Source organism: Bordetella sp. H567, assembly GCF_001704295.1.
Lineage (GTDB): Bacteria > Pseudomonadota > Gammaproteobacteria > Burkholderiales > Burkholderiaceae_B > Bordetella_C.
Genome location: NZ_CP012334.1, coordinates 2239003 through 2263402, shown reverse-complemented (window position 1 = coordinate 2263402; position 24400 = coordinate 2239003). Strand labels below are relative to the sequence as shown.

9 protein-coding genes and 1 tRNA gene are annotated in these 24400 nt (G+C 64.1%); 2 read left to right on the top strand and 8 right to left on the bottom strand.

The genetic code is table 11. From position 1 onward, the window contains the following. Positions 1 to 18 precede the first annotated feature (18 nt). From AKI39_RS25500 to AKI39_RS10170, 6 genes are all read right to left on the bottom strand, one after another. A complete protein-coding gene (locus AKI39_RS25500; RefSeq protein ID WP_066635152.1) occupies positions 19 to 12732 on the bottom strand; it encodes a retention module-containing protein in 12714 nt (4237 codons plus the stop codon). Between the two features lie 291 nt (positions 12733 to 13023). After that, positions 13024 to 13650, bottom strand: a complete 627-nt coding sequence (locus tag AKI39_RS10190; RefSeq protein ID WP_066635151.1) for a response regulator transcription factor — start codon at positions 13648 to 13650, stop codon at positions 13024 to 13026. 109 nt (positions 13651 to 13759) lie between these two features. After that, positions 13760 to 15181 (bottom strand): HlyD family type I secretion periplasmic adaptor subunit, encoded by a 1422-nt coding sequence (locus AKI39_RS10185; RefSeq protein ID WP_066635145.1) that lies wholly within the window; start codon positions 15179 to 15181, stop codon positions 13760 to 13762. A gap of 2 nt (positions 15182 to 15183) precedes the next feature. Further along, positions 15184 to 17355 carry a type I secretion system permease/ATPase gene (locus AKI39_RS10180; protein ID WP_066635142.1) on the bottom strand — a complete coding sequence of 724 codons (2172 nt, stop codon included), beginning with the start codon at positions 17353 to 17355 and terminating at the stop codon, positions 15184 to 15186. Then, positions 17333 to 17560: a hypothetical protein gene (locus AKI39_RS10175; RefSeq protein ID WP_066635139.1), complete on the bottom strand. Its 228-nt coding sequence runs from the start codon at positions 17558 to 17560 to the stop codon at positions 17333 to 17335. Before AKI39_RS10175 ends, AKI39_RS10180 begins: the two co-directional genes overlap by 23 nt. A 6-nt stretch (positions 17561 to 17566) precedes the next feature. Further along, entirely contained in the window at positions 17567 to 19150 is a 1584-nt protein-coding gene (locus AKI39_RS10170) for a TolC family outer membrane protein (protein ID WP_083228755.1), read from the bottom strand. A 571-nt stretch (positions 19151 to 19721) separates the two neighbouring features. On the opposite strand from AKI39_RS10170, the gene AKI39_RS10165 reads away from it, so the two are divergent. After that, positions 19722 to 19797 (top strand) — tRNA-Ala (locus AKI39_RS10165). Positions 19798 to 20928: 1131 nt separating this feature from the next. Here AKI39_RS10165 and AKI39_RS10160 read toward each other — a convergent pair. After that, positions 20929 to 22131, bottom strand: a complete 1203-nt coding sequence (locus tag AKI39_RS10160) for a pyridoxal phosphate-dependent aminotransferase (RefSeq protein ID WP_066635136.1) — start codon at positions 22129 to 22131, stop codon at positions 20929 to 20931. A 149-nt stretch (positions 22132 to 22280) separates the two neighbouring features. Between AKI39_RS10160 and AKI39_RS10155 the strand changes: the two genes are divergently transcribed. Then, a complete protein-coding gene (locus AKI39_RS10155; RefSeq protein WP_235610786.1) occupies positions 22281 to 23285 on the top strand; it encodes a LysR family transcriptional regulator in 1005 nt (334 codons plus the stop codon). A gap of 118 nt (positions 23286 to 23403) precedes the next feature. On the opposite strand, the gene AKI39_RS10150 is transcribed toward AKI39_RS10155, so the two are convergent. Then, entirely contained in the window at positions 23404 to 24384 is a 981-nt protein-coding gene (locus tag AKI39_RS10150) for a Bug family tripartite tricarboxylate transporter substrate binding protein (protein ID WP_066635132.1), read from the bottom strand. Positions 24385 to 24400: the final 16 nt, after the last annotated feature.

The window sequence follows — 24400 nt, the reverse complement described above, 5'->3', positions numbered from 1 at the left end:
GCGACGGCAGGCTAGGGATTAGCTATGGCCATGCAGCTTACCCTTCTGGATCAGATCGTTGATGATGGCCTGGTCGTTCTGCAGGTTGCCACCGTTGGTCAGATCCACGCCGTGCAACACGATCTTCTGGTCGAAGGCCTGTTGCGCGGCGCCGCCCGTGGTGCTGACGTTGATGACCGTGTCGGTACCGCTCTTGGAGAAGTGCAGGTACTTGGACAGGTCGCCGTCGGCCGGGTTGTTCAGCAACTCATGCAGGTCCAGGACATCACCGCCGGCCGAGGCGGCACGGTTGTCGAAATCCATGATGGTATCCACCGCGGGGCTGGCCGTCGTGCCGCCGTCGTGCAGCGACCACTTGAAGGTGTCGCTGCCGTCGCCGCCGTACAACGTGTCGTTGCCCGCGCCGCCCACCAGGGTATCGTTGCCCGCATCGCCGTACAGGGTGTCGTTGCCGCCCTGGCCGTAGATGATGTCGTTGCCGTTGCCGCCGTGGATCGTATCGTTCCCGCCGCGCGTGTCGCCGCCCACGTTCAGCGTATCGCTATGCTGGCTGACGTAGTTGTAGACGTCGCTCGACGTAGGCGCGTGGCCCAGCGTATCGGTCAGGTTGTCCAGCAGGCCCTGCAGACCCTGGCCGTTGTGCGTACCGGCCGGATGCTGCGTCGAGTTCAGCGCATCGGTGTCGATCGTATCGCCGAAGATGATGTCGTTGCCATCACCGCCGTTGATCGTATCGGCACCCACCGGGTTGGGATCGGAATGCGATCCGCCGCCGGTCAAGGCCGTGCTCAGGTCGCCGGGCTGCAGCACGATGTCCACTTCGCCGGTCGGGCCACTGACGTACTGGTGGTCGACTAGCGTGATGTTGTCCACGCTGACGGTCGCATCACCGGTGCCACTGGTGTTGTCCTTGACCTCGATGTCCAGGCGATATTGGCCGGCGCCGAAATCATGGGTGGTGACATGGCCCGTGCTGGTACCGGATTGCACGTCGGTCCAATTGCCGCTGACCAACTGCTGCAGGTGCCACGTCACCGTGTCGCCGGACTTGAAGCCCGACGTGGTGGCCAGGTCGAACTCGAAGTGGGCGGTGTGGCCGCTGGACACGCTGATCGTGCTGTCCGTCGCATACTTGGTCGACTGTGCGGTGCCGGCCTTCGTACCGTATACATCGGAAATCAGCATCGACGTGCCGGTGCCTTCCTGGATGGTGCCGCCGCCGTTCTGGTCGCGCGTCCAGTTGGCATCGTTGTCCAGGTCGTAGGATCGCGATGAGCTAAGGTTGGTCGAACCGTTGCCGAAGTCGATCTGGCCCGTTCCCGTGGTGTCGGTGTTGTCGAAGAACTTCAGGTAGTTCTCGTTCACACCGTCGCCGATACCGATGCCGTGCACCGTGCTCATCGCGGACAGGGCCGCGAAGGCGTCGATGGAGTGCTGCATCACCGTCGCGCTGGTGGCCGAACTGCCACCGCCGCCGTTGTACACGGTCGGGTCACCGTCGGTCAGGAAGAAGCTCAGGTTGTCGTAACCGTTCGCCGTTCCCTTGCCGGACCCCGCCTGGGCGTTGAACCAGTCCACCGCGGAATCGAAGGCATCCTCGTAGTTGGTCGAACCGGACGCGGACAGGTTGTTGATGGCCTTCATCAACGTATCCGTCGCCTGGTCGACATCGCTCAGGTTCAGGTTCTGCACGGTGATGGGGTTATCGGCGGTGCTGCCGAACCCGATCAGCGTAACGTTGACGATGCCGTCGTGGCCGGCCAGCTGCTTGACGAACTGCGTCAGGGCGTCCTTGACCAGCTCCATGCGCGTTTCCGTGCCCAGGTCGGTGTCCATACTGCCCGAGTGGTCGACGATCAGCGCGATGTTGTAGTTCTGGCCCGGCGTGGTCGTGGTGACCGTGCCGCCCGTATCGCCCAGGATGATGTCGTCGCCCGAACCGCCGTTCAGCGGCGGGGTCGTGCCGCCGTGGTTGTTGGTGTCGCCCGTGCTGGTGTTGTCGCCTTCGATCAGGTTGTTGGTCACCAGGCCGAAGTTGTGCTCCGTCGACGTGTCCTGACCGCCGTGCGCCGTGCCGCCGTTGTCCTGCACCTTGAAGCCGAAGGACGTGTCCTTGCCGTCGGCACCCGGGGTGTAGACCAGCTTGCCGGCGGCGATGTCGCTGGCGGAGATCACCTGGCCGGCCGTCACCGCCACGCCGTTGAAGCTCAGCGTGCCGCTGTCCGGAGTGCGGGTGATGATGACGTCCTGCAGCGTGTTGTGCTCGCCATGGCTGTCCGCGAAGTTGAACTCGCTGGTCGTGAAGACGTGGCTGCCGCCCACGCCCACCGTGGCGGAGTTGTCCGCCGCGACCGGCGCGTCGTTCGTGCCAGTGATGGTGACCTGCACATTGTGCGTCGCGGTCCCGTCGGCCGAAACCACGGTGAAAGTGCGGGTACCCAGGCTGTCGCTGCTGGACAGGGCCTGCACCGCCGGATTGGTGTTGTCCAGCGTGTAGGTCCAGTTGCCGCTGGCGTCGACCGTGAAGGTGCCGTACTGATCGTGGATCGTGTTGGCCTGGAAGCTGCTTTCCCCGGCGTCGGCGTCCTTAATGGACAGGGATCCGGTCAAGGCGGCGCCGTCTTCGTAGACCGTGCCGTGGTCGGAATTGCCCTGGCCCACCGTGATGACCGGGACGTCGTTGGTGCCGGTGACCGTGATGACGACCGTGTGCGTATCGATGCCGCCGTGGCCATCGTCCACCTTCACCGTGAAGGTGTCGGTCTTCTGCTCATCCTTGGCCAGGGCCTGCGTCGCCTGCTGGTCGACCGTGTAGGTCCACTTGCCGGTGTTGTCCAGGGTCAGGGTGCCGTAGGCGCCCTTGGCGGGCGTATCGATGGTCCAGGTGTGGCCGTCGTGGTAGTCCTTGTCCGCGACCGTCAATTGGCCGGAGACCGAGGTGTCCACGTCTTCCTTCACCGCACCCGTTGCCGTGCCGCTGATGACCGGAACATCGTTCGTACCGACGATCGTGACCGTCACGGTGTGCTCGCCGCTGCCATCCAGCGACTTGACCTTGAACTGCTCGGTCATGGTCTCACCCTGGCTCAGCCCTTGCACAGCGGCATCGCTGTTGTTCAGGGCGTATGTCCAGTTGCCATTGGCGTCGATGGAGAAGGCACCGTGCGTGCCAGGCGTGCCCAGCTGCACGTGGAACTGCGATTCGCCCGGATTCGGGTCCACCACGTCCAGCTTGCCGCCGATGGTGTTGGGGACGGCGTCTTCGAACACCGTACCCGCATCGCTGCCCGGGCTATGCGGCGTGATCGTCGCGCTGTCATCCGTACCGTTGATGGTGATCGTGATCGTGCTGGTCTTCGAACCGTCCTGGCTGGTCACCGTGTACGTCTCGACGATGCTTTCGCCGGCGTTGAGCCCCTGCACCACGGCGTTGCTGTTGGCCACCGTGTAGGTGTACGAACCGTCGGCGTTGAACACCAGCTGGCCCAGCGGCGCGTTGCCGTTACCCGTGCTGCCATCGAAGTGGGCGCCGGCCTGGAAGTGGCTTTGGTCCGCATCCACATCGGCGATGGTCAGCTGACCCGAAGTCACCAGGTTGCCGTCGTTGCCGACGTTCTGGTCTTCGGTCACCGCGCCCGTGCCGCTGCTCACCACCGGCACGTCGTTCGTGCCGACGATGGTCACCGTCACCTGGTGCGTGGCGCTGCCGTCGGCCGAGGACACCGTGAACTGCTCGGTCATCGTCTGGCCAGCGCCCAGGGCCTGCACCGCGGGATCACCGTTGTTCAGCTTGTACGTCCAGTTGCCGTTCTCGTCGATCGAGAACGTGCCGTGGTCGCCGTTGTGGTTGGTCTGCACCACGAACTTGTTCTGGCCCGCGTCGGCATCCTGGATGTCCAGCTTGCCGCCGGTCGTGTCCGGCGTCGCGTCTTCCACCACCGTGCCGTGATCGCTGGCCGTCTCCGGCTGGCCCGGCATGCCCGGATCGTGCGGCGTGATCGTCGCGCCATCGTCCGTGCCGTTGATGGTGATCGTGATCGTGCTGGTCTGCGAACCGTCCTGGCTGGTCACCGTGTACGTTTCGACAATGCTCTCGCCCGTCTTCAGGCCTTGCACCACCGCGTTGTCGTTGGCCACCGTGTAGGTGTACGAACCGTCGGCGTTGAACACCAGCTGGCCCAGCGGCGCGTTGCCGTTGCCCGTGCTGCCGTCAAAGTGCGCGCCCGACTGGAAGTGGCTCTCGCCCGTATCCGTGTCGGTGATGGTCAGTTGGCCGCTGGTGCTCAACTGGCCGTCGTTGCCCACGTTCTGGTCTTCGGTCACCGCGCCCGTGCCGCTGCTCACTACCGGCACGTCGTTCGTGCCGACGATGGTCACCGTCACCTGGTGCGTGGCGCTGCCGTCGGCCGAGGACACCGTGAACTGCTCGGTCATCGTCTGGCCGGCGCCCAGGGCCTGCACCGCGGGATCACCGTTGTTCAGCTTGTACGTCCAGTTGCCGTTCTCGTCGATCGAGAACGTGCCGTGGTCGCCGTTGTGGTTGGTCTGCGCCACGAACTTGTTCTGGCCCGCGTCGGCATCCTGGATGTCCAGCTTGCCGCCGGTCGTGTCCGGCGTCGCGTCTTCCACCACCGTGCCGTGGTCGCTGGCCGTCTCCGGCTGGCCCGGCATACCCGGATCGTGCGGCGTGATCGTCGCGCCATCGTCCGTGCCGTTGATGGTGATCGTGATCGTGCTGGTCTGCGAACCGTCCTGGCTGGTCACCGTGTACGTTTCGACGATGCTCTCGTCCGTCTTCAGGCCTTGCACCACCGCGTTGTCGTTGGCGACCGTGTAGGTGTAGGAGCCATCGGCATTGAACACCAGCTGGCCCAGCGGCGCGTTGCCGTTGCCCGTGCTGCCGTCAAAGTGTGCGCCCGACTGGAAGTGGCTTTCGCCCGTATCCGTGTCGGTGATGGTCAGTTGGCCGCTGGTGCTCAACTGGCCGTCGTTGCCCACGTTCTGGTCTTCGGTCACCGCGCCCGTGCCGCTGCTCACTACCGGCACGTCGTTCGTGCCGACGATGGTCACCGTCACTTCGTGCGTGGCACTGCCGTCGGCCGAGGACACCGTGAACTTCTCGGTCATCGTCTGGCCGGCACCCAGTTCCTGCACCGCCGGGTCGGCGTTGTTCAGCTTGTACGTCCAGTTGCCGTTCTCGTCGATCGAGAACGTGCCGTGGTCGCCGTTGTGGTTGGTCTGCACCACGAACTTGTTCTGGCCCGCGTCGGCATCCTGGATGTCCAGCTTGCCGCCGGTCGTGTCCGGCGTCGCGTCTTCCACCACCGTGCCGTGATCGCTGGCCGTCTCCGGCTGGCCCGGCATGCCCGGATCGTGCGGCGTGATCGTCGCGCCATCGTCCGTGCCGTTGATGGTGATCGTGATCGTGCTGGTCTGCGAACCGTCCTGGCTGGTCACCGTGTACGTTTCGACAATGCTCTCGCCCGTCTTCAGGCCTTGCACCACCGCGTTGTCGTTGGCCACCGTGTAGGTGTACGAACCGTCGGCGTTGAACACCAGCTGGCCCAGCGGCGCGTTGCCGTTGCCCGTGCTGCCGTCAAAGTGCGCGCCCGACTGGAAGTGGCTCTCGCCCGTATCCGTGTCGGTGATGGTCAGTTGGCCGCTGGTGCTCAACTGGCCGTCGTTGCCCACGTTCTGGTCTTCGGTCACCGCGCCCGTGCCGCTGCTCACTACCGGCACGTCGTTCGTGCCGACGATGGTCACCGTCACTTCGTGCGTGGCACTGCCGTCGGCCGAGGACACCGTGAACGTCTCGGTCATCGTCTGGCCGGCACCCAGTTCCTGCACCGCCGGGTCGGCGTTGTTCAGCTTGTACGTCCAGTTGCCGTTCTCGTCGATCGAGAACGTGCCGTGGTCGCCGTTGTGGTTGGTCTGCACCACGAACTTGTTCTGGCCCGCGTCGGCATCCTGGATGTCCAGTTTGCCACCGGTCGTGTTCGGCGTCGCGTCTTCCACCACCGTGCCGTGGTCGCTGGCCGTCTCCGGCTGGCCCGGCATGCCCGGATCGTGCGGCGTGATCGTCGCGCCGTCGTCGGTACCGTTGATGGTGATCGTGATCGTGCTGGTCTGCGAACCGTCCTGGCTGGTCACCGTGTACGTTTCGACGATGCTCTCGCCCGTCTTCAGGCCCTGCACCACCGCGTTGTCGTTGGCCACCGTGTAGGTGTACGAACCGTCGGCGTTGAACACCAGCTGGCCCAGCGGCGCGTTGCCGTTGCCCGTGCTGCCGTCAAAGTGTGCGCCCGACTGGAAGTGGCTCTCGCCCGTATCCGCGTCGGTGATCGTCAGTTGACCCGTCGTCACCAGGTTGCCGTCATGGTTGACGTTCTGGTCTTCCGTCACCGAACTTGCACCGGTGCTGATCACCGGCACGTCGTTGGTACCGGTAAGGGTAACCGTGATGGTTTGCGTGTCCGTACCACCGTGGCCGTCGTCCACCTTGATGGTGAACGTGTCGGTCTGCTTCTGCCCTTCCTTCAGGGCCTGTACGGCCTGCTGGTCGACCGTGTAGGTCCACTTGCCGGTGCCGTCCACGCTGATCGTGCCGTAGTCACCCTTGGAACCGTTGACCACCGTCCAGGTATGGGTGTCGTTTACATCCACGTCCGACACGGTGAGCTGGCCCACCACGGCGGGCGCGCCGCCCTCGGTCACCGCACCGTTGTGCACGCCGCCGATCACCGGATTGTCGTTGGTGCCGTCGATCGTGATCGTTACGGTTGCGGAAGTGCCATCGGCGCTCTTGACCGTGAACGTTTCGGTCAGGTGTTCGCCCTGGCCCAGCTCCTGCACGTGGGAGTTACTGTTGTTGAGCTGGTAGGTCCAGGTGCCCTGCGAATTGACGGAGAAGTTGCCGTATTCGCCCGGCGTCTTGCTCTGGGTCTGGAACGTGCTCTGGCCCGCGTCCGCGTCCTTGACATCCAGGTTGCCCGAGACCGTCTGCACGCGGTCTTCCTGCACCGTACCGCGGTCGTCGCCGGGGTGATGCGGGGTGATCACCGCCGCATCGTTGGTGCCGGTAATGTTCACGACCACCTGCTGCAGGTCGAAGCCGCCATGGCCGTCGCTGACCTGGACGAAGAACTTGTCCTGTACCGTCACGCCTTCGGCCAGCCCCTGTACGTTCTGGTTCGCCGTGAAGGTCCACTTGCCGGTCTGGTCGATACTGAGCGTGCCGTAATCGCCCTTGTTGCTGCCCGAGATGGACCAACTGTGGGTGTCGTGCGCGTCGACGTCAGTGACGTTCAACTGACCGCTCACGGTCGTCGATACATCTTCCTTGATCGCGCCGGTGCTCTCGCCGTTGATATGCGGCGCATCGTTGGTGCCCAGGATGGTGATCGTCACCGTTTCAGGCGTGCCGTCCGCCGTCTTCACGGTAAAGCTTTCGACCAGCTTTTCGCCGGCGCCCAGCGCCTGGACCTCGGGGTTGCTGTTATTCAGCGTGTAGAGCCAGCCGCCATTGGAGCCAACGATGAAAGTGCCGTGCGGCGTCGCGATGACGTTGGGCTGGAAGTACGACTGGCCCGCATCCGCATCCTTGATGCTCAGGTCGCCACCGGTCACCAGGAAGAACGAATCCTCCTTGACCGTTCCGGCATCGTCGCCCGTGACCACGGGGATGTCGTTGGTGCCCGTCACGGTCACCGTCACGGTCTGCACGGCCTGGCCGCCATGGCCGTCGTCCACCAGGACGGCGAAGGTCTCGGTCTTTTCCTGGCCTTCGGCAAGCGCCTGCACGGCCTTGCCGTCCACGGTGTATGTCCACTTGCCGGTCTGGTCCACCGTCAGCGTGCCGTACTGGCCCTTCGGGTTGCCCTGCACCGACCAGGTATGCGCGTCGTTCGCGTCCACGTCCGACACGGCCAGCTGGCCCGACACAGACGGCGCCACGTCTTCCTTGATCGCGCCCGTGGCTTCGCCGCTAATCTGCGGCACGTCGTTGGTGCCGTCGATCGTGATGACCACTTCGGTCGTCGTACCGTCGGCCGCCACGACAGTGACCGTCTCCGTCAGGCTCTCGCCCACGCCAAGTTCCTGGACCTTCGGATCGCTGTTGTTCAGGTTGTACGTCCAGTTGCCGTTCGCATCGATGCTGAACGTGCCGTGCTGGGTAACCGTATTGTCCTGCGCCTGGAAGAACGACTGATCATGGTCGGCGTCGACGATGTCCAGCTTGCCGCTGGTCGCCAGCGTCGTGTCTTCCTTCACCTCGCCCTTGTCGCTGTCCGGCGAATGCGGGGTGATCACCGGTACGTCGTCGGTACCGTTGATCGTGATCGTGATCGTGCTGGTGGCCGTGCCGTCCTGGCTGGTCACCGTGTAGGTCTCGACGATGCTCTCGCCGCTGCGCAGGCTCTGCACCACCGCGTTGCTGTTGTCCACCTTGTAGGTGTACGAGCCGTCGGCATTGAACTCCAGCGTACCCAGGGCCGCGTTGCCGTTGCCCGTGCTGTGGTCGAACGTGGCGCCCGGGCGGAAATTGCTTTCGCCCGTATCCACATCGGCAATCGTCAGCTGGCCACTGGCAACCAGTTGGCCGTCGTTGCTGATGTTCTGGTCTTCCGTCACGGCATTCGCGCCGCTGCTAAGAACTGGCACGTCGTTGGTGCCGATGATCGTCACCGTCACTTGGTGCGAGGCCGAGCCATCGGCCGACGTCACCGTGAACTGCTCGGTCAGGGTCTGGCCGGCACCCAACTGCTGGACAGCGTTATCGCCGTTGTTCAGGTGATAGGTCCAGTTGCCGTTCTGGTCGATGGAGAACGTGCCGTGCTCGCCCGCATGGTTGTTCTGCGGCGTGAACTTGCTTTCGCCGGCATCCGGGTCCTTGATGTCGAGCTTGCCGCCGGTCGTATCGGGGGTGGCATCCTCCACCACCGTGCCATGATCGCTGGCGCTGGCCGGGTCTTGCGGGTTGCCCGGGTCATGCGGCGTGATGACCGGCACGTCGTTGGTGCCCGTCAGCGTCACCGTCACGGTCCGCAGGTCGAAGCCGCCGTGGCCGTCGTTGACCTGCACCAGGAACTTCTGCTGCACCGTATCGCCTTCACCCAGCGACTGCACGTTCTGGTTGGCGGTGAACGTCCACTTTCCGGTCTGGTCGATGGCGAGCGTGCCGTAATCGCCCTTGTTGCTGCCGACGATGGACCAGCTGTGGGTATCGTGCGCATCCACGTCGCTGACGTTCAGCTGGCCGCTGACCGTCGTCGCCGCGTCTTCCTTGATCGCGCCCGTGCTCTGGCCGCTGATGTGCGGGAAATCGTTGGTGCCCACGATGGTGACCGTCACCGTCGTCGGCGTGCCGTCCGCCGTCTTCACCGTGAAGGTCTCAGTCAGCTTCTCGCCCACGCCCAGGGCCTGGACCGCCGGGTCGCTGTTGTTCAGCAGGTAGCCCCACGTACCGTTGGAAGCAATCGCGAAAGTGCCGTGCTCGCCGGTCACCTTCTCCGACTGGAAGTGCGCCTGACCCGCGTCGGCGTCCTTGATATCCAGGTCACCGCCGGTCACCGGCAGGAAGTCTTCATACACCGTGCCGTGGGCCGAGCCGGTAACCACCGGCGCATCGTTGGTGCCCGTCACGGTCACCGTCACGGTCTGCACGTCCGTGCCGCCATGACCGTCGTTGACCAGGACTTGGAAAGTCTCGACCTTCTCCTGGCCTTCGGCCAGCGCCTGAACGGCCTTGCCGTCCACGGTGTACGTCCACTTGCCGGTTTGATCCACCGTCAGCGTGCCGTACTGGCCCTTCGGGTTGCCCTGTACCGACCAGGTATGCGCGTCGTTCACGTCCACGTCCGACACGGCCAGCTGGCCCGACACAGACGGCGCCACGTCTTCCTTGATCGCGCCCGTGGCTTCGCCGCTGATCTGCGGCACATCGTTCGTTCCGTCGATCGTCACGACCACTTCGGTCGTCGTGCCGTCGGCCGTCACCACCGTGATCGTCTCCGTCAGGCTCTCGCCCACGCCCAGTTCCTGGACCTTCGGATCGCTGTTGTTCAGGTTGTACGTCCAGTTGCCATTCGCATCGATGCTGAACGTGCCGTGCTGGGTAACCGTATTGTCCTGCGCCTGGAAGAACGACTGGTCATGGTCGGCGTCGACGATGTCCAGCTTGCCGCTGGTCGCCAGCGTCGTGTCTTCCTTCACCTCGCCCTTGTCGCTGTCCGGCGAATGCGGGGTGATCACCGGTACGTCGTCGGTACCGTTGATCGTGATCGTGATCGTGCTGGTGGCCGTGCCGTCCTGGCTGGTCACCGTGTAGGTCTCGACGATGCTTTCGCCGCTGCGCAGGCCCTGCACCACCGCGTTGCTGTTGTCCACCTTGTAGGTGTACGAACCGTCGGCATTGAATTCCAGCGTGCCCAGGGCCGCGTTGCCGTTGCCCGTGCTGTGGTCGAACGTGGCGCCCGGACGGAAATTGCTTTCACCGGCGTCCGCATCGGCGATCGTCAGCTGGCCGCTCGCAACCAGTTGGCCGTCGTCGCTGACGTTCTGGTCTTCCGTCACGGCGTTGGCGCCGCTGCTGACTTCCGGAACGTCGTTCGTGCCGGTGATCGTGATCGTGACGTCCTGGACGGCCGTGCCGCCATGGCCGTCATCGACCAGGATGTGGAACGTTTCCTGGACCTGCTGGTCCTTGGCCAGCGCCTGCGTGGCCTGCTGGTCGATGGTGTACGTCCACTTGCCGGTCTGGTCCACGCTGATGGTGCCGTATTGGCCCTTGGGCTCGCCGGACACCGACCACGCGTGCGTATCGCTGGTATCGACGTCGGCCACCGTCAATTGGCCGGAAACCGTCTGTTCCACATCTTCGGTGGCGGCAGCCGTGCCGGGACCGCTGATGGTCGGGACGTCGTTCGTGCCGTCGATGGTGATCGTCACGGCCGTCTCGGTGCCGTCGGCCGCCTTCACCGTGAATGTTTCGGTCAAGTGCTCGCCCACGGCCAGCTGCTGCACCTGCGGATCGTCGTTCGTCAGGTTGTACGTCCAGTGGCCATCGGCATCGATGGAGAAGGTGCCATGCTGGCCGGCCGTACCGTTCTGTGCCTGGAAGAAGGACTGGTCGTGGTCGGCATCGACGATGTCCAGCTTGCCTTCGGCCGTCAGGACCTGGTCTTCCTTGACGTGGTTGGCGTCGGGGCCGCCTTCGCCCGGGGTGATGACGGGCACATCGTTGGTGCCGGTGACCGTGAGCGTCAACGTCGCCGTGGACGTGCCGCCTTCGCCGTCGGAAATCGTGTATGTAACGGTCGTCGTCTTGGTCTCGCCGGCCGCCAGGCTCTGGAAGTCCTCGCCCGGATTGAACGAATACGAGCCATCCGCACGGATGGTGAAGGTCCCGCCGGCGGATCCGGCCACCTCCACGCCCTGTGCCGTGACGTCGCGATCGCCAGCATGCACGACCGTCAGCGTATCGCCATCCGGGTCGCTGTCGCGGCCCACGCCCTGGGCGTTGCCGGTCAGCACGTTGCCCGACACCGCGGTGTCCTCGCTTGTCGTGCCGGCATCATTGACGGCAACGGGAGCGGGATTGGTGACGTTCCAGTTGAAGGTTTCGGTGACCGTGGCGCCGCTGGTATCGGTCGCCGTAATGGTGACCTGGTACACGCCGTTGTTGCCGCCTTGCGACGCGGAGTGGTCGATGTTGCCGGTGATCACGCCGGTGTTCGGGTCGATCGTCAGGCCGGGGGGCAGGCCGTTGGCCGTATAGGTCAGCTTGTCGCCGTTGTCCACGTCGGCGAAGTGGCCGGCCACGCTCACATTGACGTTCTGCTGCGCGTCGGTGCCGTTGATGTTGTCGACCGTGGTGGCGGTGGGTGCATCGTTCAAGCCGTTCACGGTCACGGTCACCGTGGCCGTGGACGTATTGCCGAAGGGATCGGACACCGTGTAGGTGATGCTGCTGGTCGTCGACTGGCCCGCGCCCAGGTTGTGGTACGCCTCACCCGGATTGAAGATGTACGTGCCGTTGGGGAAGACGGTGAAGGTGCCGCCGGTGGAACCGGCCACGGTGACTCCGCCGGTGGCCATGGGGTTGCCGGCCACGGATTGGATGAAGACCGCGTCGCCATTGGGATCGGCGTCGTTGGTCAGGATGTTGCCGGTCACGAAGGACTTTTCGGTCGTCGTGTTCGTGTCGTTGCCGGCGACGGGCGCGTCATTGGCCGGTGCGTTGGTATTGGTGGCAAGGCCGGCCGGCGTCAGCAGATTGATGGACGGCGTGCCGGCACCCGGGTAGGCCAGGTCCAGCGGGGAGGTCGACTCGACGACACGGGCCAGGCGCACGAAGCTGCTGCCGCCGGCATCGCCACCGCCAGCCACCAGGGCCGCGGTGGGGTCCAGGTTGTCGAACGGGTCTTGGCCATTCTGCAGGGCCGCCAGCAGGCGGTCGGAATCGGTACCGGTGGGCGCGGCCACGGCGGCTTCGGAACGGTCGACCGGCTGGCCCGCCATGTCGGCATTGAAGGCCACGTCGCGGTTCTCGCCGATGGTCAACGGCATCCCGCCTTCCGTCTGCAGGGCGACGGTGGCGCCTGACGCGGTCACGATTTCGGTATCGGGCGGAATCCGGCTGCCGGCATGCAGTTCGGTCAGCGAGCCGTCGCTGTTGCGTATCCAGGCGCGACCGACGACTTGCGTGACTACGGCGGGAGTGGAGAAGGCCATTTTTTAGCTCCGGTTTTAGATGGCGTAATCCTATAGACCGGGCCGTATGGCGGATATTGTCCTGGAGGACAGGTTTTGTAGTCAGGTGAAGGGAGGGGAGGCCGCTGAACAGGCCCACCGAACCTACGAGGCGTACGGCTGGGCGTAGTAAACAAGGATGCGCCTGCGGTTGTATACCCGGTTGTCCGGGCTGGGCCGCGGCGGGAATGGGTGCCGTCCGTTCGGGGCCAGGCATCCGGCCATCGCCCGGCGGGCGCAGGGTACGGCACGGCCGTCGCGCCGCGCAGCCGCTCAACGGCTGATGCCGTGTACCCGCAGCGCCAGCTGGAGGCGGTCGCTTACCCCCAGTTTTTCGAAGACCGACGAGAGGTGCGCCTTGACCGTGCGCTCGGTGATGCCCAGTGCGGCGGCGATTTCGCCGTTGGCCTCGCCCACCGCGGCACGGCGCGCGACCATGTCCTCGCGCTCGGTCAGCGCATTGGCGTGCCATTCTTCCTTGCCGCCCGCGCGGCTTTCCACCAGTCGCAGCAGACGCGTCACCAGGGAGCGCCCCATCCAGATCTCGCCGGCGTCCACCACTTCCAGGACCTGGTTCAGCAAGGCCGGCGGTGCATAGGTATGGCAATAGCCCACGGCACCGGAGGCCAGCACCTTGGTGCCCTGTTCGTCATGCGGACGCGCGCTGGCCACGATGGCGCGCAAGCCCTTGATCGCGCCGGTCCACTGCTCGGAATTCCAAGCCGGAAGCCTGGGCAGGTCCGCATCCACCACCACCAGCGACCTGCCCTGTTCGCGCCAGCGCGAGACATCCGGCAGCGTGCGCCCGCGCGCAGGCAGCCAGCGTCGCGCGTCCAGGCCCGACCAGTGTTTCCATAGCAGATCGTCATGGGTGACGAACAGAACCGGTGCCACGTGCATCAATACCTCTTCCAGTAGCCCGCTGCGGCGCGACGTGACGCGCCGCGCGCGGGGTATGCGGATGCGAATCCGAACGAGCGAGCGGGGCTGTCGGCCGGCCCCTGCCCGCCTAGCGTTCGGTGAATGCGTTTTCTTTGGCGCGCAGGATGGGCTTGAGCAGGTACTGCAGCACCGTCCGTTTGCCGGTAAGGATATGCACTTCGGCGATCATGCCCGGGATAATCGGCAGATGCGTGTCGCCAACGGTGGCGCGATCGGTGCGTACCCGCACGATGTAGAACGAATTGCCGCGCTCGTCGGTGGTCGTGTCGGCGTTGATCTGCTCCACGACGCCCGGCAAACCGCCGTAGATGGAGAAGTCATAGGCCGTGAACTTCACCTCCGCCTTCTGCTGCGCGTGCAGGAAGCCGATGTCGCGCGGCTGGATACGCACTTCCAGCAGCAGCGTGTCGTCGGTCGGGACAATCTCGATGATGTCCTTGCCGGGCTGCACCACGCCGCCAACCGTGTTCGCCAGCAAGGTCTTGACCGTGCCACGCACCGGGGAGCGGATCTCCGCCAGCTTGACCTTGTCGGCCAGCGCCAGCTTGCCTTCGCCCAGCGTACGCAGCTTGGTCGTGGTATCCGACAGGTCGCTGCGCGCCTGGTTGCGGATAGTCAGTTCCGCTTCCTTGGTCTTGCTCAGGGCCTCCTGGATGGACGCCTGGATGCGGTCAATCTGGGCTTCGGCTGCCTTCTGGTCGCCGCAGCTCTTGGCGACATCGCGCTGCAGGCGCAGCAGATCCACTTCGGAAACCGCGCCACTGCTCAGGAGCGGCCGCGTCACCGCCAGTTCCCGCGACGTCAACGAGCAAGTGGTGGACGCCTGGTCGCGCTTGGCCTGGGTTTCCCGCAGTTCTTCCTGGCGTTGCTTGACCTGTTCCTTGGCGACGTTGATCGTCGCATTCAATTCGTTGGTGCGCTGGATCCATGCATTGCGCTCGGCCTCCGCCGCGACAGGCAGCTTTTCCTGCACTTCCGGCGGCACCTCGAAGGGCTCGCCGGTCGCCAGGGCGCGCAGGCGCGAGGCCTTGGCTTGCAGCGACAGGTATTCGGCCTGGTTCTCGCCCAGGGAGGAATTGAAGCGCGTCGGGTCGATCTTCAGCAGGATCTGGCCTGGCTCGACGGTCTGGCCAGGCCGCACCATGATTTCCTTGACGATACCGCCGTCCAGGCTCTGCACCACCTGGACCTGGCGCGACGGCACGACCTTGCCCTCGCCGCGCACCACTTCGTCGATGGGGCCATAGGCAGCCCAGGTCAGCAAGCCCGCCACCACGACCACCGAGGTCCATAGCAGCACGCGCGCGCCTCGCGCATCGGAGTGATAGATCGCCCACTCGGCATTGCCGGTATAGCCGGTCGTCACCTTGGGCTTGCCTCGCTCCTCGCCATCCAACAGGATGTCGAACAGCTTGACGAACACCGTCCGCGGCAGACGCACGAGCGCCCCCAGGAAGGAACCGTTTCCGTTCGCGACATGCGTGTCCATGATCAGCTCCCTCGTCCCACCCGGCCCGTGCGCAACGCTTCGACGACCTGGTCCTTGGGACCATCGGCCACGATACGGCCGCCATCGATCACGATCAGGCGCGTCACCAGTTCCAGCAGCGCCGTGCGGTGGGTGATGAGGAACATCGTCTTGTTGGCGCCCGCGGCGCTCAGCTGCTTGCGCAAGCGCGCTTCGCTCTGGTGATCCATATTGCTGCTGGGCTCATCCAGCAGCAGCACCGGCGGATCGTTGATCAAGGCACGCGAGATCGCCACCGACTGCCGCTGGCCCCCGGACAAGGATTCGCCGCGTTCGCCGATCAGCATGTCGAAGCCGTCCGGATGCACGTTCGCGAACTCGCTCACGCCCGCGACCTCGGCCGCCGCCAGAATGCTGGCGTCGTCCGCGTAGGGCGCGCCCATGGAGATGTTGTGCTTCAAGCTGCCGTAGAACAGCACCGGGTCCTGGGGCACGTAGCCGATCGCGCGGCGCAGGTCGGCCGGGTCGATCTGGCGGACGTCCACGCCATCCAGCAGCACCGTGCCTTCGGATGGCTGGTACAGGCCCATGATCAGCTTTTCGAGCGTGGTCTTGCCCGAGCCGATGCGGCCGATGATGCCGACCTTGTCACCGGGATTCAGCTTGAAGGACACGTTCTGCAGCACGGGCTGCGCGGCGCCGGGATAGGAAAAGGTCACGTCGCGGAACTCGACCGATCCGTGGAAGACCGGTCGATGCAGGAACTCCGCGGTTTCCGGGCGTTCGACCGGCAGTTGCATGTAGTTGTCGATGGAGCCCAGCGACGTCCGTGCGTTCTGGTATTGCATCAGCAGCCCGGCGATCTGGCCCAGCGGCACCAGGCAGCGGCCGGAAATCATCGACGCCGCGATAATGCCGCCCATGGACACGGCCGAATCGTGCGCCAGGTACACGCCTATCGTCACCACCGCCACCGACACCAGCTGCTGCATGGCCGCGACGAAGCCCACCGTCGTGCTGGACATCAGCTTCAGCTTGCTGCTGATGTTGGCGATGTACTCGGTGGATCGCTCCCAGTTGCGCTGCATGGCGCCCTGGGCGTTCAAGGTCTTGACCGTTTCGAAGCCCGTCAGGGCCTCCACCAGGGTGGCATTGCGCTGAGACGAGGCTTGGTAGGACGCCATGGTCAAGGTCTCCATGCGGAACTGCGCCGCCAGGGAGACCAGCACGATCAGCACGATGGCAACCACCGGTGGAATCAGCATCCACGGCGAAATCCACGCCAGCACCAGCAAGAACAGGACAACGAACGGCAGGTCGACCAGCGTGGTAATGCTGGCCGAGGCGATGAAGTCGCGTATGGACTCGAAGGAACGCAGGTTGGCGGCGAACGAGCCCACCGACGCGGGCCGAGCTTCCATGCGCAGGTCCAGGACGCGCTCCATGATCAGTGCCGACAAGCGCACATCCACGCGCTTGCTCGCGCTGTCGATCACGTGGGACCGGGCCGTGGTAAGGATGGTATTGAAGATCACCACGATGGCGATCCCCACCACCAGCACCCAAAGGGTCTCGAGCGCGTTGTTGGGGACGACACGGTCGTACACGTTCATCGTGAACAGCGGCATCGCCATGGCGAAGACGTTGATCAGCAGCGCCGCCAGGATGGCGTCGCGGTACAGCCGCCGGTTCTCGAATATCGCCGACCAGAACCAGTGCCGGCCGCGCACCTTGCCGATCTCCGGCGAGCGCGCGTCGAAGCGGAACTGCGGGCGTACGAAGCACGCCATGCCCGTGTAATCCTGCGCCAGTTCCTCCGCAGTGATTTCCACCGCGCCCGCGCCCAGTTCGGGATGGCTGATGAGGTATGTGCCTTCGCGCGCTTCCAGCAGCAGGCAGGCGCGTTCGCCGTGCAGCAACAGGATGGCCGGCAGGATATCGGTCGGGATTTCCGCCACCGTACGCTTGACCAGGCGCGCCGACAGGCGGGCCCGCGCCGCGGCACGCGGCAACAGCGCGGGCGTCAGGCGCTGGTCCACCAGCGGCAGCCCCGCCGACAGGGCCTGCGCCGTGGCCGGCACGCCATGCACGCGGGTCAGCTCGACCAGGCATTCCAACAGGGGATCGTCATGGGTCGAGCGCGGGTCTACGCGCCACGAGTCCACCGAGCGGTCAAATGACTTGTCCGTCTTCATCGTCCAACAAATCCAGATGTTCGGATAACCTGGCCCGGTGCTGCTTGCGCTCGTTGAGCTTGCGCTGCGCCTGCGGCGGCAGATCGGTCAGCCGCAGCGTGCCGTTGGCGATCAAGGCGTCTATCAGGTCTTCGAGTACGCGGACAAAATCCAGGTCGAGCTTGGAAAACTCGCCGTCTCGTTCCTTGTCGCCTTGAGTCGCCATGGCAGATCACCACTTCGGGGTGGAACCCGGCTTGGCCGGGCTGGGTTGGGAAGCCTTGCCGGCGGGTACCAGATCCGGCGGGCTCATGTCGCTGTTGTAATTCACCTTCACGGGCTGGAGGCGCGAGGCGTCCGGCACCGTCGAATTGCACAGCTTGATGACTTCGTCGCTGACTTCGAGCTTGCCGTTTTCTTCCGGCGTCTCGTCGTTGGCTGGGCGCAGGCCCAGCGTGGGCAGCAGCTTGTGCGACAGCGTCAGCCAGCGGTACTGGGCCACCTGCAGGTCATACAGCGCGTTGGTCAGCGCGCGGCGCGATTCGAACAATTCGTTTTCGGTATCCAGCAAGTCCAGCAGCGTGCGCTGGCCGATCTGGAACTGTTGGCGATAGGCGTCGCGGACCTTGGTCGTCGCCACTTCGTGGTCGCGCAGGAAGGGCAGCGCCTGGCGCAGGTGCACCACGTTGTTCCATGCGATCGCCACGTCCTGCTGGATATTGCGGCAGGTGAAGTTGCGGACGTCGCGCGCGGCATAGCTCTGCGCCGAGGTCTGGCGCACACGCGCGGAATCGGCACCGCCGCGGTACAGGTTGTACGACATGACGACCTGCACGTTGTTGCTGCGCGTGTTCTTGTAGTCGGGGCCGGGCTGCGACGAGTCGGTGCCGCTGGAGGCCACGAATTCGAACTTGGGCGAGAACGCGCCCTTGGACGACTGCACGCCGGCATCGGCGGCCTGCAGCAGCGCCTGCTTCGACAGAAAGGACGGGTTGCTGCGCAGCGAGTCGTTGAAGTTCTTCGGATCCTTGGGCAGCTTGTCGTCCACGCGCGGAGTCGGCGCCAGCGTGTTCGGCACATCCAGGCCGGTGACGCGGCGGAAACGCTGCGTCACGTCGTTCAGGTTGGCGCTTTCCGTCATCAGGTTGGTCTGCGCCAGGGCCAGGCGGCCGCCCGCCTGTTCCAGGTCCACGCGGCGGCCCACGCCGGAATCCGCGCGCTCGCGGATCTGCTTCATCGTTTCTTCGTGCAGGCTGTAGTTCTGGCGCGCCAGCAACTCCAGGTCGCGATAGCGCTCGACGTCCAGGAAAGATTGCGTCGCATTGAAGGCCATCTCATCGCTGGTGGCGAGCAGGTCGTAGAAGCGCGACAGCTTTTCGAAACCGGCCTGCTTCACGTCGCTGGTGGTCTTGAAGCCGTCAAACAGCAGTTGGCGCAGCTCCAGCGTATAACCGGGGCGATTCCAGCTGGCCGAGCCTTGGCCGGGCAGATTGCTTTGCCATTCATGGCCGAGCCAGCCCTGCGCGTTGACTTGCGGCAGGAAGCCGCCGCGGGCGACGTTCTGCCCTTCCAGGGAAGAACGGAAGTCGTTGTAGCGAGCCTGGATTTCCGGATTGGTGAGGAGCGTCTGCTCAACGACCTGGTACAGGGTCGCGGCACCCTTGACGTCGGTGGCTTGTGCAACCGGTGCCCCGGCGGCCGGAACCACGGGCGGCTTGGCAAGCTGGGCGTTGGACTGGCTGGGTTGGGCGACGGCGGCGGCCGTCGCTGCGGTTGCAATTGCGGCAACAAGATGCTTCAGACGAAACAAATGCATGACTTTCCCGTGATGCGTGGTCGTGGTGGAGTAACAGCTGATTTCCCGGCTGTAATACTTCGCGCTCAGCACGTGCCGCTCCGCATACAGGTCGTTTTTACAAGAGGAACGGTCGACGAAACAGCTAAGATGAAACTGCGGCCGGCATTGTCTGTGTCGTTCAACGCTCGATCAACTCCAGAAAAACGCGATTTATGTCACAAGCTATCAGGAGAATGTAAATATTATGGTAGTGAAACCTTTCAAGGCGTGGACACATTTGTAATGGGGGCACGGACGTAGCCTGCTCTTCCGTTAAAAGTGGGGTCTATTGCGTCCAACTTCGGGCAAACCCCTCCTATCCTCTATTCGGTGCAGCTCGGCGCGAATGTAACGTCGCACGGCGAAAGCAAAAACGGCCTATCAGCCGTTGGCACGATGCCACATTGTGGTAATGTAACAACATGTCCAGATACATACATTTTCGCGGATTGATGAGCGAAAAGAGGCTGCGCCCTCACGCTCTGGACGGACCGGCATGCGGGCACGCCACGTGGAAATTTTCTGGTATAGTTGCGGACTTGCTTGATGTGGGGCGGTAGCTCAGCTGGGAGAGCGTCGCGTTCGCAATGCGAAGGTCGGGAGTTCGATCCTCCTCCGCTCCACCAAAAATTCCAGACAAAAACCGACCCTCAGGTCGGTTTTTGCATTTCAGATCAGCGGTTTACGGCAGAGGTGCAGGTCAGAGGGTTACGTCACATCAGCCGGCACCCAGCCCTGCAAAGCCTTCCGCCACCCTGGCATCCAGCACTTCGCCGATCCGAACCACGAGAGCGTCTCCCCGTTGCTTGCGCACACGGGCCCGATATTGGGATTACCTCCCTGGTCGAGCCGCTGGCCGCTTGTCGGATCTTCGTGACCGCGCTAAACGGCATCTACCGGAATGCACGACGCAATCATCGCCGCCATCTGGCGCGCCACGGCGGCGAGACGTCGCCAGGCTCGCGGGGCGCGCGTAGGACGCCGCGATACCCCGCACATGCGTGTACCAGCGTTCAACTTACTATAGTTCTTTGTCGTACCACTTGTATGTCATTACATACTCTGCTTTAGTTTGCTCCGCAACAGGCAAATAAATCTGACTAAATGGCGAGGGAAGACCTCTCGGATTATAGGTTCCGTCCATTATAAGTTTCGATGAAAATATCGCTTTTTCGAACGTATCGAGGTCTTCATCCTGCGGATCATATAGATAAATACGACCTCCAGCGCTTTTATCGAATACTCTTAACATCTCAGCCACAACAGCCGGCGCTATGGGGGAGCCGATCAACGTCAAGTACGTGTATGAATTATCACTTATCGGAAATTGTGGATAGTAGTAGTTATCAACCGGGATTAACCTCGGAATCGGCTGTCCCGAATAAGAACCATTGGAAATCCTCTGATTCACATGATTGAGATTGTCCGCCTCCACAAAACCAGTAATCTGATTACCGGCTATAATTCTTCCCTCGCCCCAAACGTCCAGAATAAAGCCTATAAAACTCTCCGTTGTTCATTATCCGAAACGCACAGAAGATGCAATAAGGTATGTTCAACGAGTATGGCTGACTGCGCCCAGCGGCGCCTTTTAAAATCGGTCGTTTTTTTTGATTTGGCGGTTTTTCGGTAGCGTCGCACCCCACTGGGCTACCGTGCTAGCGGTATGCCGCCAAGACGGATGCGCGTATCCCGTCCCTGCCCTCCAAGAACGAATATCTTGCCGCTATCCGACGGAACCGGCCCAGCCCAACAACTCAGGCCAGTTTCCCGCAAGCGCGGCGCAGGCGGTCGCAGCCTTCCTCTATGGCATTCATGGATGCCGCGAACGACAGGCGGAAATACGGCGACACGCCATAGGCCGCGCCTTGCAGGACGGCGAAATCGACTTCTTCCAGCAGGTACATGATGAAGTCTTCGTCGCTGCGCAGGGTGCTTCCGCGCGGCGTGCGGCGCCCCATCAATTGCGCGCAGGACGGAAAGGCATAGAAGGCGCCTTCCGGCACATGGCAGCGGATGCCTGGAATGCTGTTCAAGGCACTCACCAGGAAATCCCGGCGCTGCTGGAATATCGCCGTGCGCTGCGCGATGAAATCCTGTGGCCCCACCAGCGCTTCGCGCGCCGCGGCCTGGCTGATGGAGGAAGGGTTGGACGTACTTTGCGACTGCAGCTTGGTCATGGCCTTGATCAATTCCGCGGGCCCGCCGGCGTAGCCTATGCGCCAGCCCGTCATTGCGTAGGCCTTGGACACGCCGTTGACCGTCAAGGTGCGCGCCTTCAATTCCGGTTCGACCTGCGCCATGGTGCTGAAGCGCCGGCCGTCGTAGAGGATGTGTTCGTACATGTCGTCCGTGAGGATCCACACGTGCGGATGGCGCAGGAGCACCTGCGCCAGCGCCTTGAGTTCCTGCGCGGAATAGGTGGCGCCGCTGGGATTGTTCGGGGCGTTCAAGATCAGCCAGCGCGTGCGCGGGGTGATCGCGCGCTCCAGCGCGTCGGGGCGCAGCTTGAAGCCCTCTTCCACCCGCGTGGGCGCGAACACGGGCGTGGCGCCGGCCAGCATCGCGATGTCGGGATAGGACACCCAGTACGGCGCCGGCACGATGACCTCGTCGCCCTTGCCCACCGTGCACATCAGCGCGTTGAAGATCACCTGCTTGCCGCCGGTGCCGGCGATGATTTCTTCCTTGCTGTATTCCAGGCCGTTCTCCCGCCTGAATTTCTCGGCGATGGCGGCTTTCAATTCCGGCGTGCCGCCCACGTCGGTGTACTTGGTGCGCGATTGCGCCATGGCGCGCGTGGCGGCCTCGATGACGTTCTGCGGGGTATCGAAGTCCGGCTCGCCCGCGGTCAGCCCCAGAATGTCTCGGCCGCTGGCGCGCAATTCGCGCGCGCGCTGCCCCGCCATCGAGCTCGGTGAAGGCTTGATGCGATTGACCCGGTCTGCGAGTAAGCCCATGTCTATGTCCTTTGCGGTTCGTGGCGATGGCGCCGTTCTGCATGTCCCGGAAGGGGACGGCCGGAAGAATTCTAGGAAGCCGCTTTGTTCATCACAAACAATGAATTTTGATTGTTTATTCGTTTTCGCCAATATATGATCAAGCGGGCATGGCGACGACGGAGGCACCGATGCTGCGCAATATTTCCCTGCGCCACCTGCGATGTTTTGTGGCGGTGGCCGAGGCGGGGTCGTTCACGGTAGCGGCGTCGCGCCTGTACCTGACCCAATCGTCGCTGACCGCCACCATCCAGCAGTTCGAGGAAACCGTGGGCGTCAAGCTGTTCGACCGCAGCACGCGCCGCGTCGCGATGACGAACGAAGCGGTGCGCTTCAAGGTCGAGGCGGACAAGATACTCAGCCATTTCGACGGCGCGCTGAGCGACCTTCAAGCGTTCTCGCAAGGCCGCCAGGGCCACATCCGCATCGCGGCGGCGGCTTCGGTGATCGAGCACTTCCTGGCCAGCGCGGCCCATGCCTTCAAGACGGAATATCCCGACACCACGATCTCGCTGCGCGACGCGGGGGCTGAACTCGTCGAGACCATGGTGGCGGGCGGCGACCTGGACTTCGCCGTGACGAGCCGGCATCGGGGACACGACGACCTGGTGTACACGCCGCTGCTGGAAGATCGCTACGGCGTCGTGTGCGATCCCCGGCATCGCTACGGCGCGAGCCGCAAGCCGCTGCGCTGGGCGGAGCTGGATCCCGCTGATTACGTCAGTTTCTCGCCCGATACAGGCATAGGCGCCTTCCTGCGGCAGAACGCCGGGCGCGCGGACATGTTTTCGGGCCTGCGCGACGAAATATCCAGCACGACGTCGCTGCATGCGGTGCTGCGCCTGGGCGCGAGCTACGCCATCATTCCAGCGCTGGCCGCGGGCATGGGACAGTTCGCACCCTTCGTGTTCCGCGAAGTGACCGGCCCCAGGCTGTCACGCGAGATCTGCCTGATCAGCCGCAAGCTGCGGGCGCTCTCGCCCAGTTCGGCGCATTTGCTGGCGTTCATGCGCCGCGCGATCGACGAACGTCCCTTGCCGCCGGGCGTCAAGGCACTGGGGGCAAGGCCCCAGCCAGCAAGGCGCCAGCCGGCGGGCAAACGGGCAGCAAGGTAACGGCCGGCAAGGCGCCCGGCGAAAAGACACGGGAAGGCAAGCGCGTGGCGGAAAAGACTCGCGCCACGCAACGTTGAAGGGCCGCGCCCCGCATGCGTGAGCAGCGCCGGCCTTACCTCTACTCCAGCTTGATGCCGGCCTTGTCGATGACCTGCTTCCACTTGACCGATTCACTGCGCATCAGCTCGCTCAGAGCCTGGGGCGGGCCGCCCGCCACTTCGAAGCCCAGATCCTGCAGTTTCCGGCGCGTCTCGGGATCCTGCAGGCCCTTGTTGAACGCCTTGTTCAAGGTGTCGATGATGGCGGGCGGCGTACCGGCCGGCGCCAGGAAGCCGTACCAGCCGATCAGCTCATAGCCCGGCACGCCGGATTCCGCGACGGTCGGAATGTCCGGATACGCGGGCAGGCGCTGGGCCGTGGTCACCGCCAGGGCGCGCAGCTGGCCGGTTTTCACCAGCGGCATGGCCTCGGGCAGGATGGCGAACATATAGGCGGTCTGGCCGCCGACCAGGTCGGTCAGGGCCGGCGCGCCGCCCTTGTAGGGAACGTGCGTCGCGTGCGTGCCGGTCAGCCACTTGTACAGCTCGCCGCCCAGGTGCGCGGGTGTGCCGGCGCCCGAGGACGCGTAGCTCGCCGTGCGGCCGGGGCCTTTCAGCCAGTCGGTCAACGCCTGCATCGTTTTCACCGGGACCTTGTCGTTCACCACCACCAGGCTGGGCAGCATGGTGGCCAGCACGATGGGCGTGAAGTCCTTCTGCGGATCGTAGGGCAGCGTCTTGTACAGGCTCTGGTTCACCGACAGCGCGGTGGACGTCCCCAGGAACAAGGTGTAGCCGTCCGGCTCGGACTTCGCCACGAAGGTCGCGCCGATATTGCCGCTGGCGCCGGGACGGTTCTCCACGATCACGGTCTGGCCCAGGGTTTCGCCGACCTTCTGGCCCAGCATGCGGGCCAGCACGTCGGTCGATCCGCCGGCCGGATAAGGGACTACCAGCCGTATCGGCTTGTTCGGGTAGGCCGGAGCCGCGGACGCGCCCGCGGATACCAGGCAGGCCAATAACGACAAGGCGGCCAGACCACACTTCAACGTTATCTTCATATGCTTTCCCTTGAAT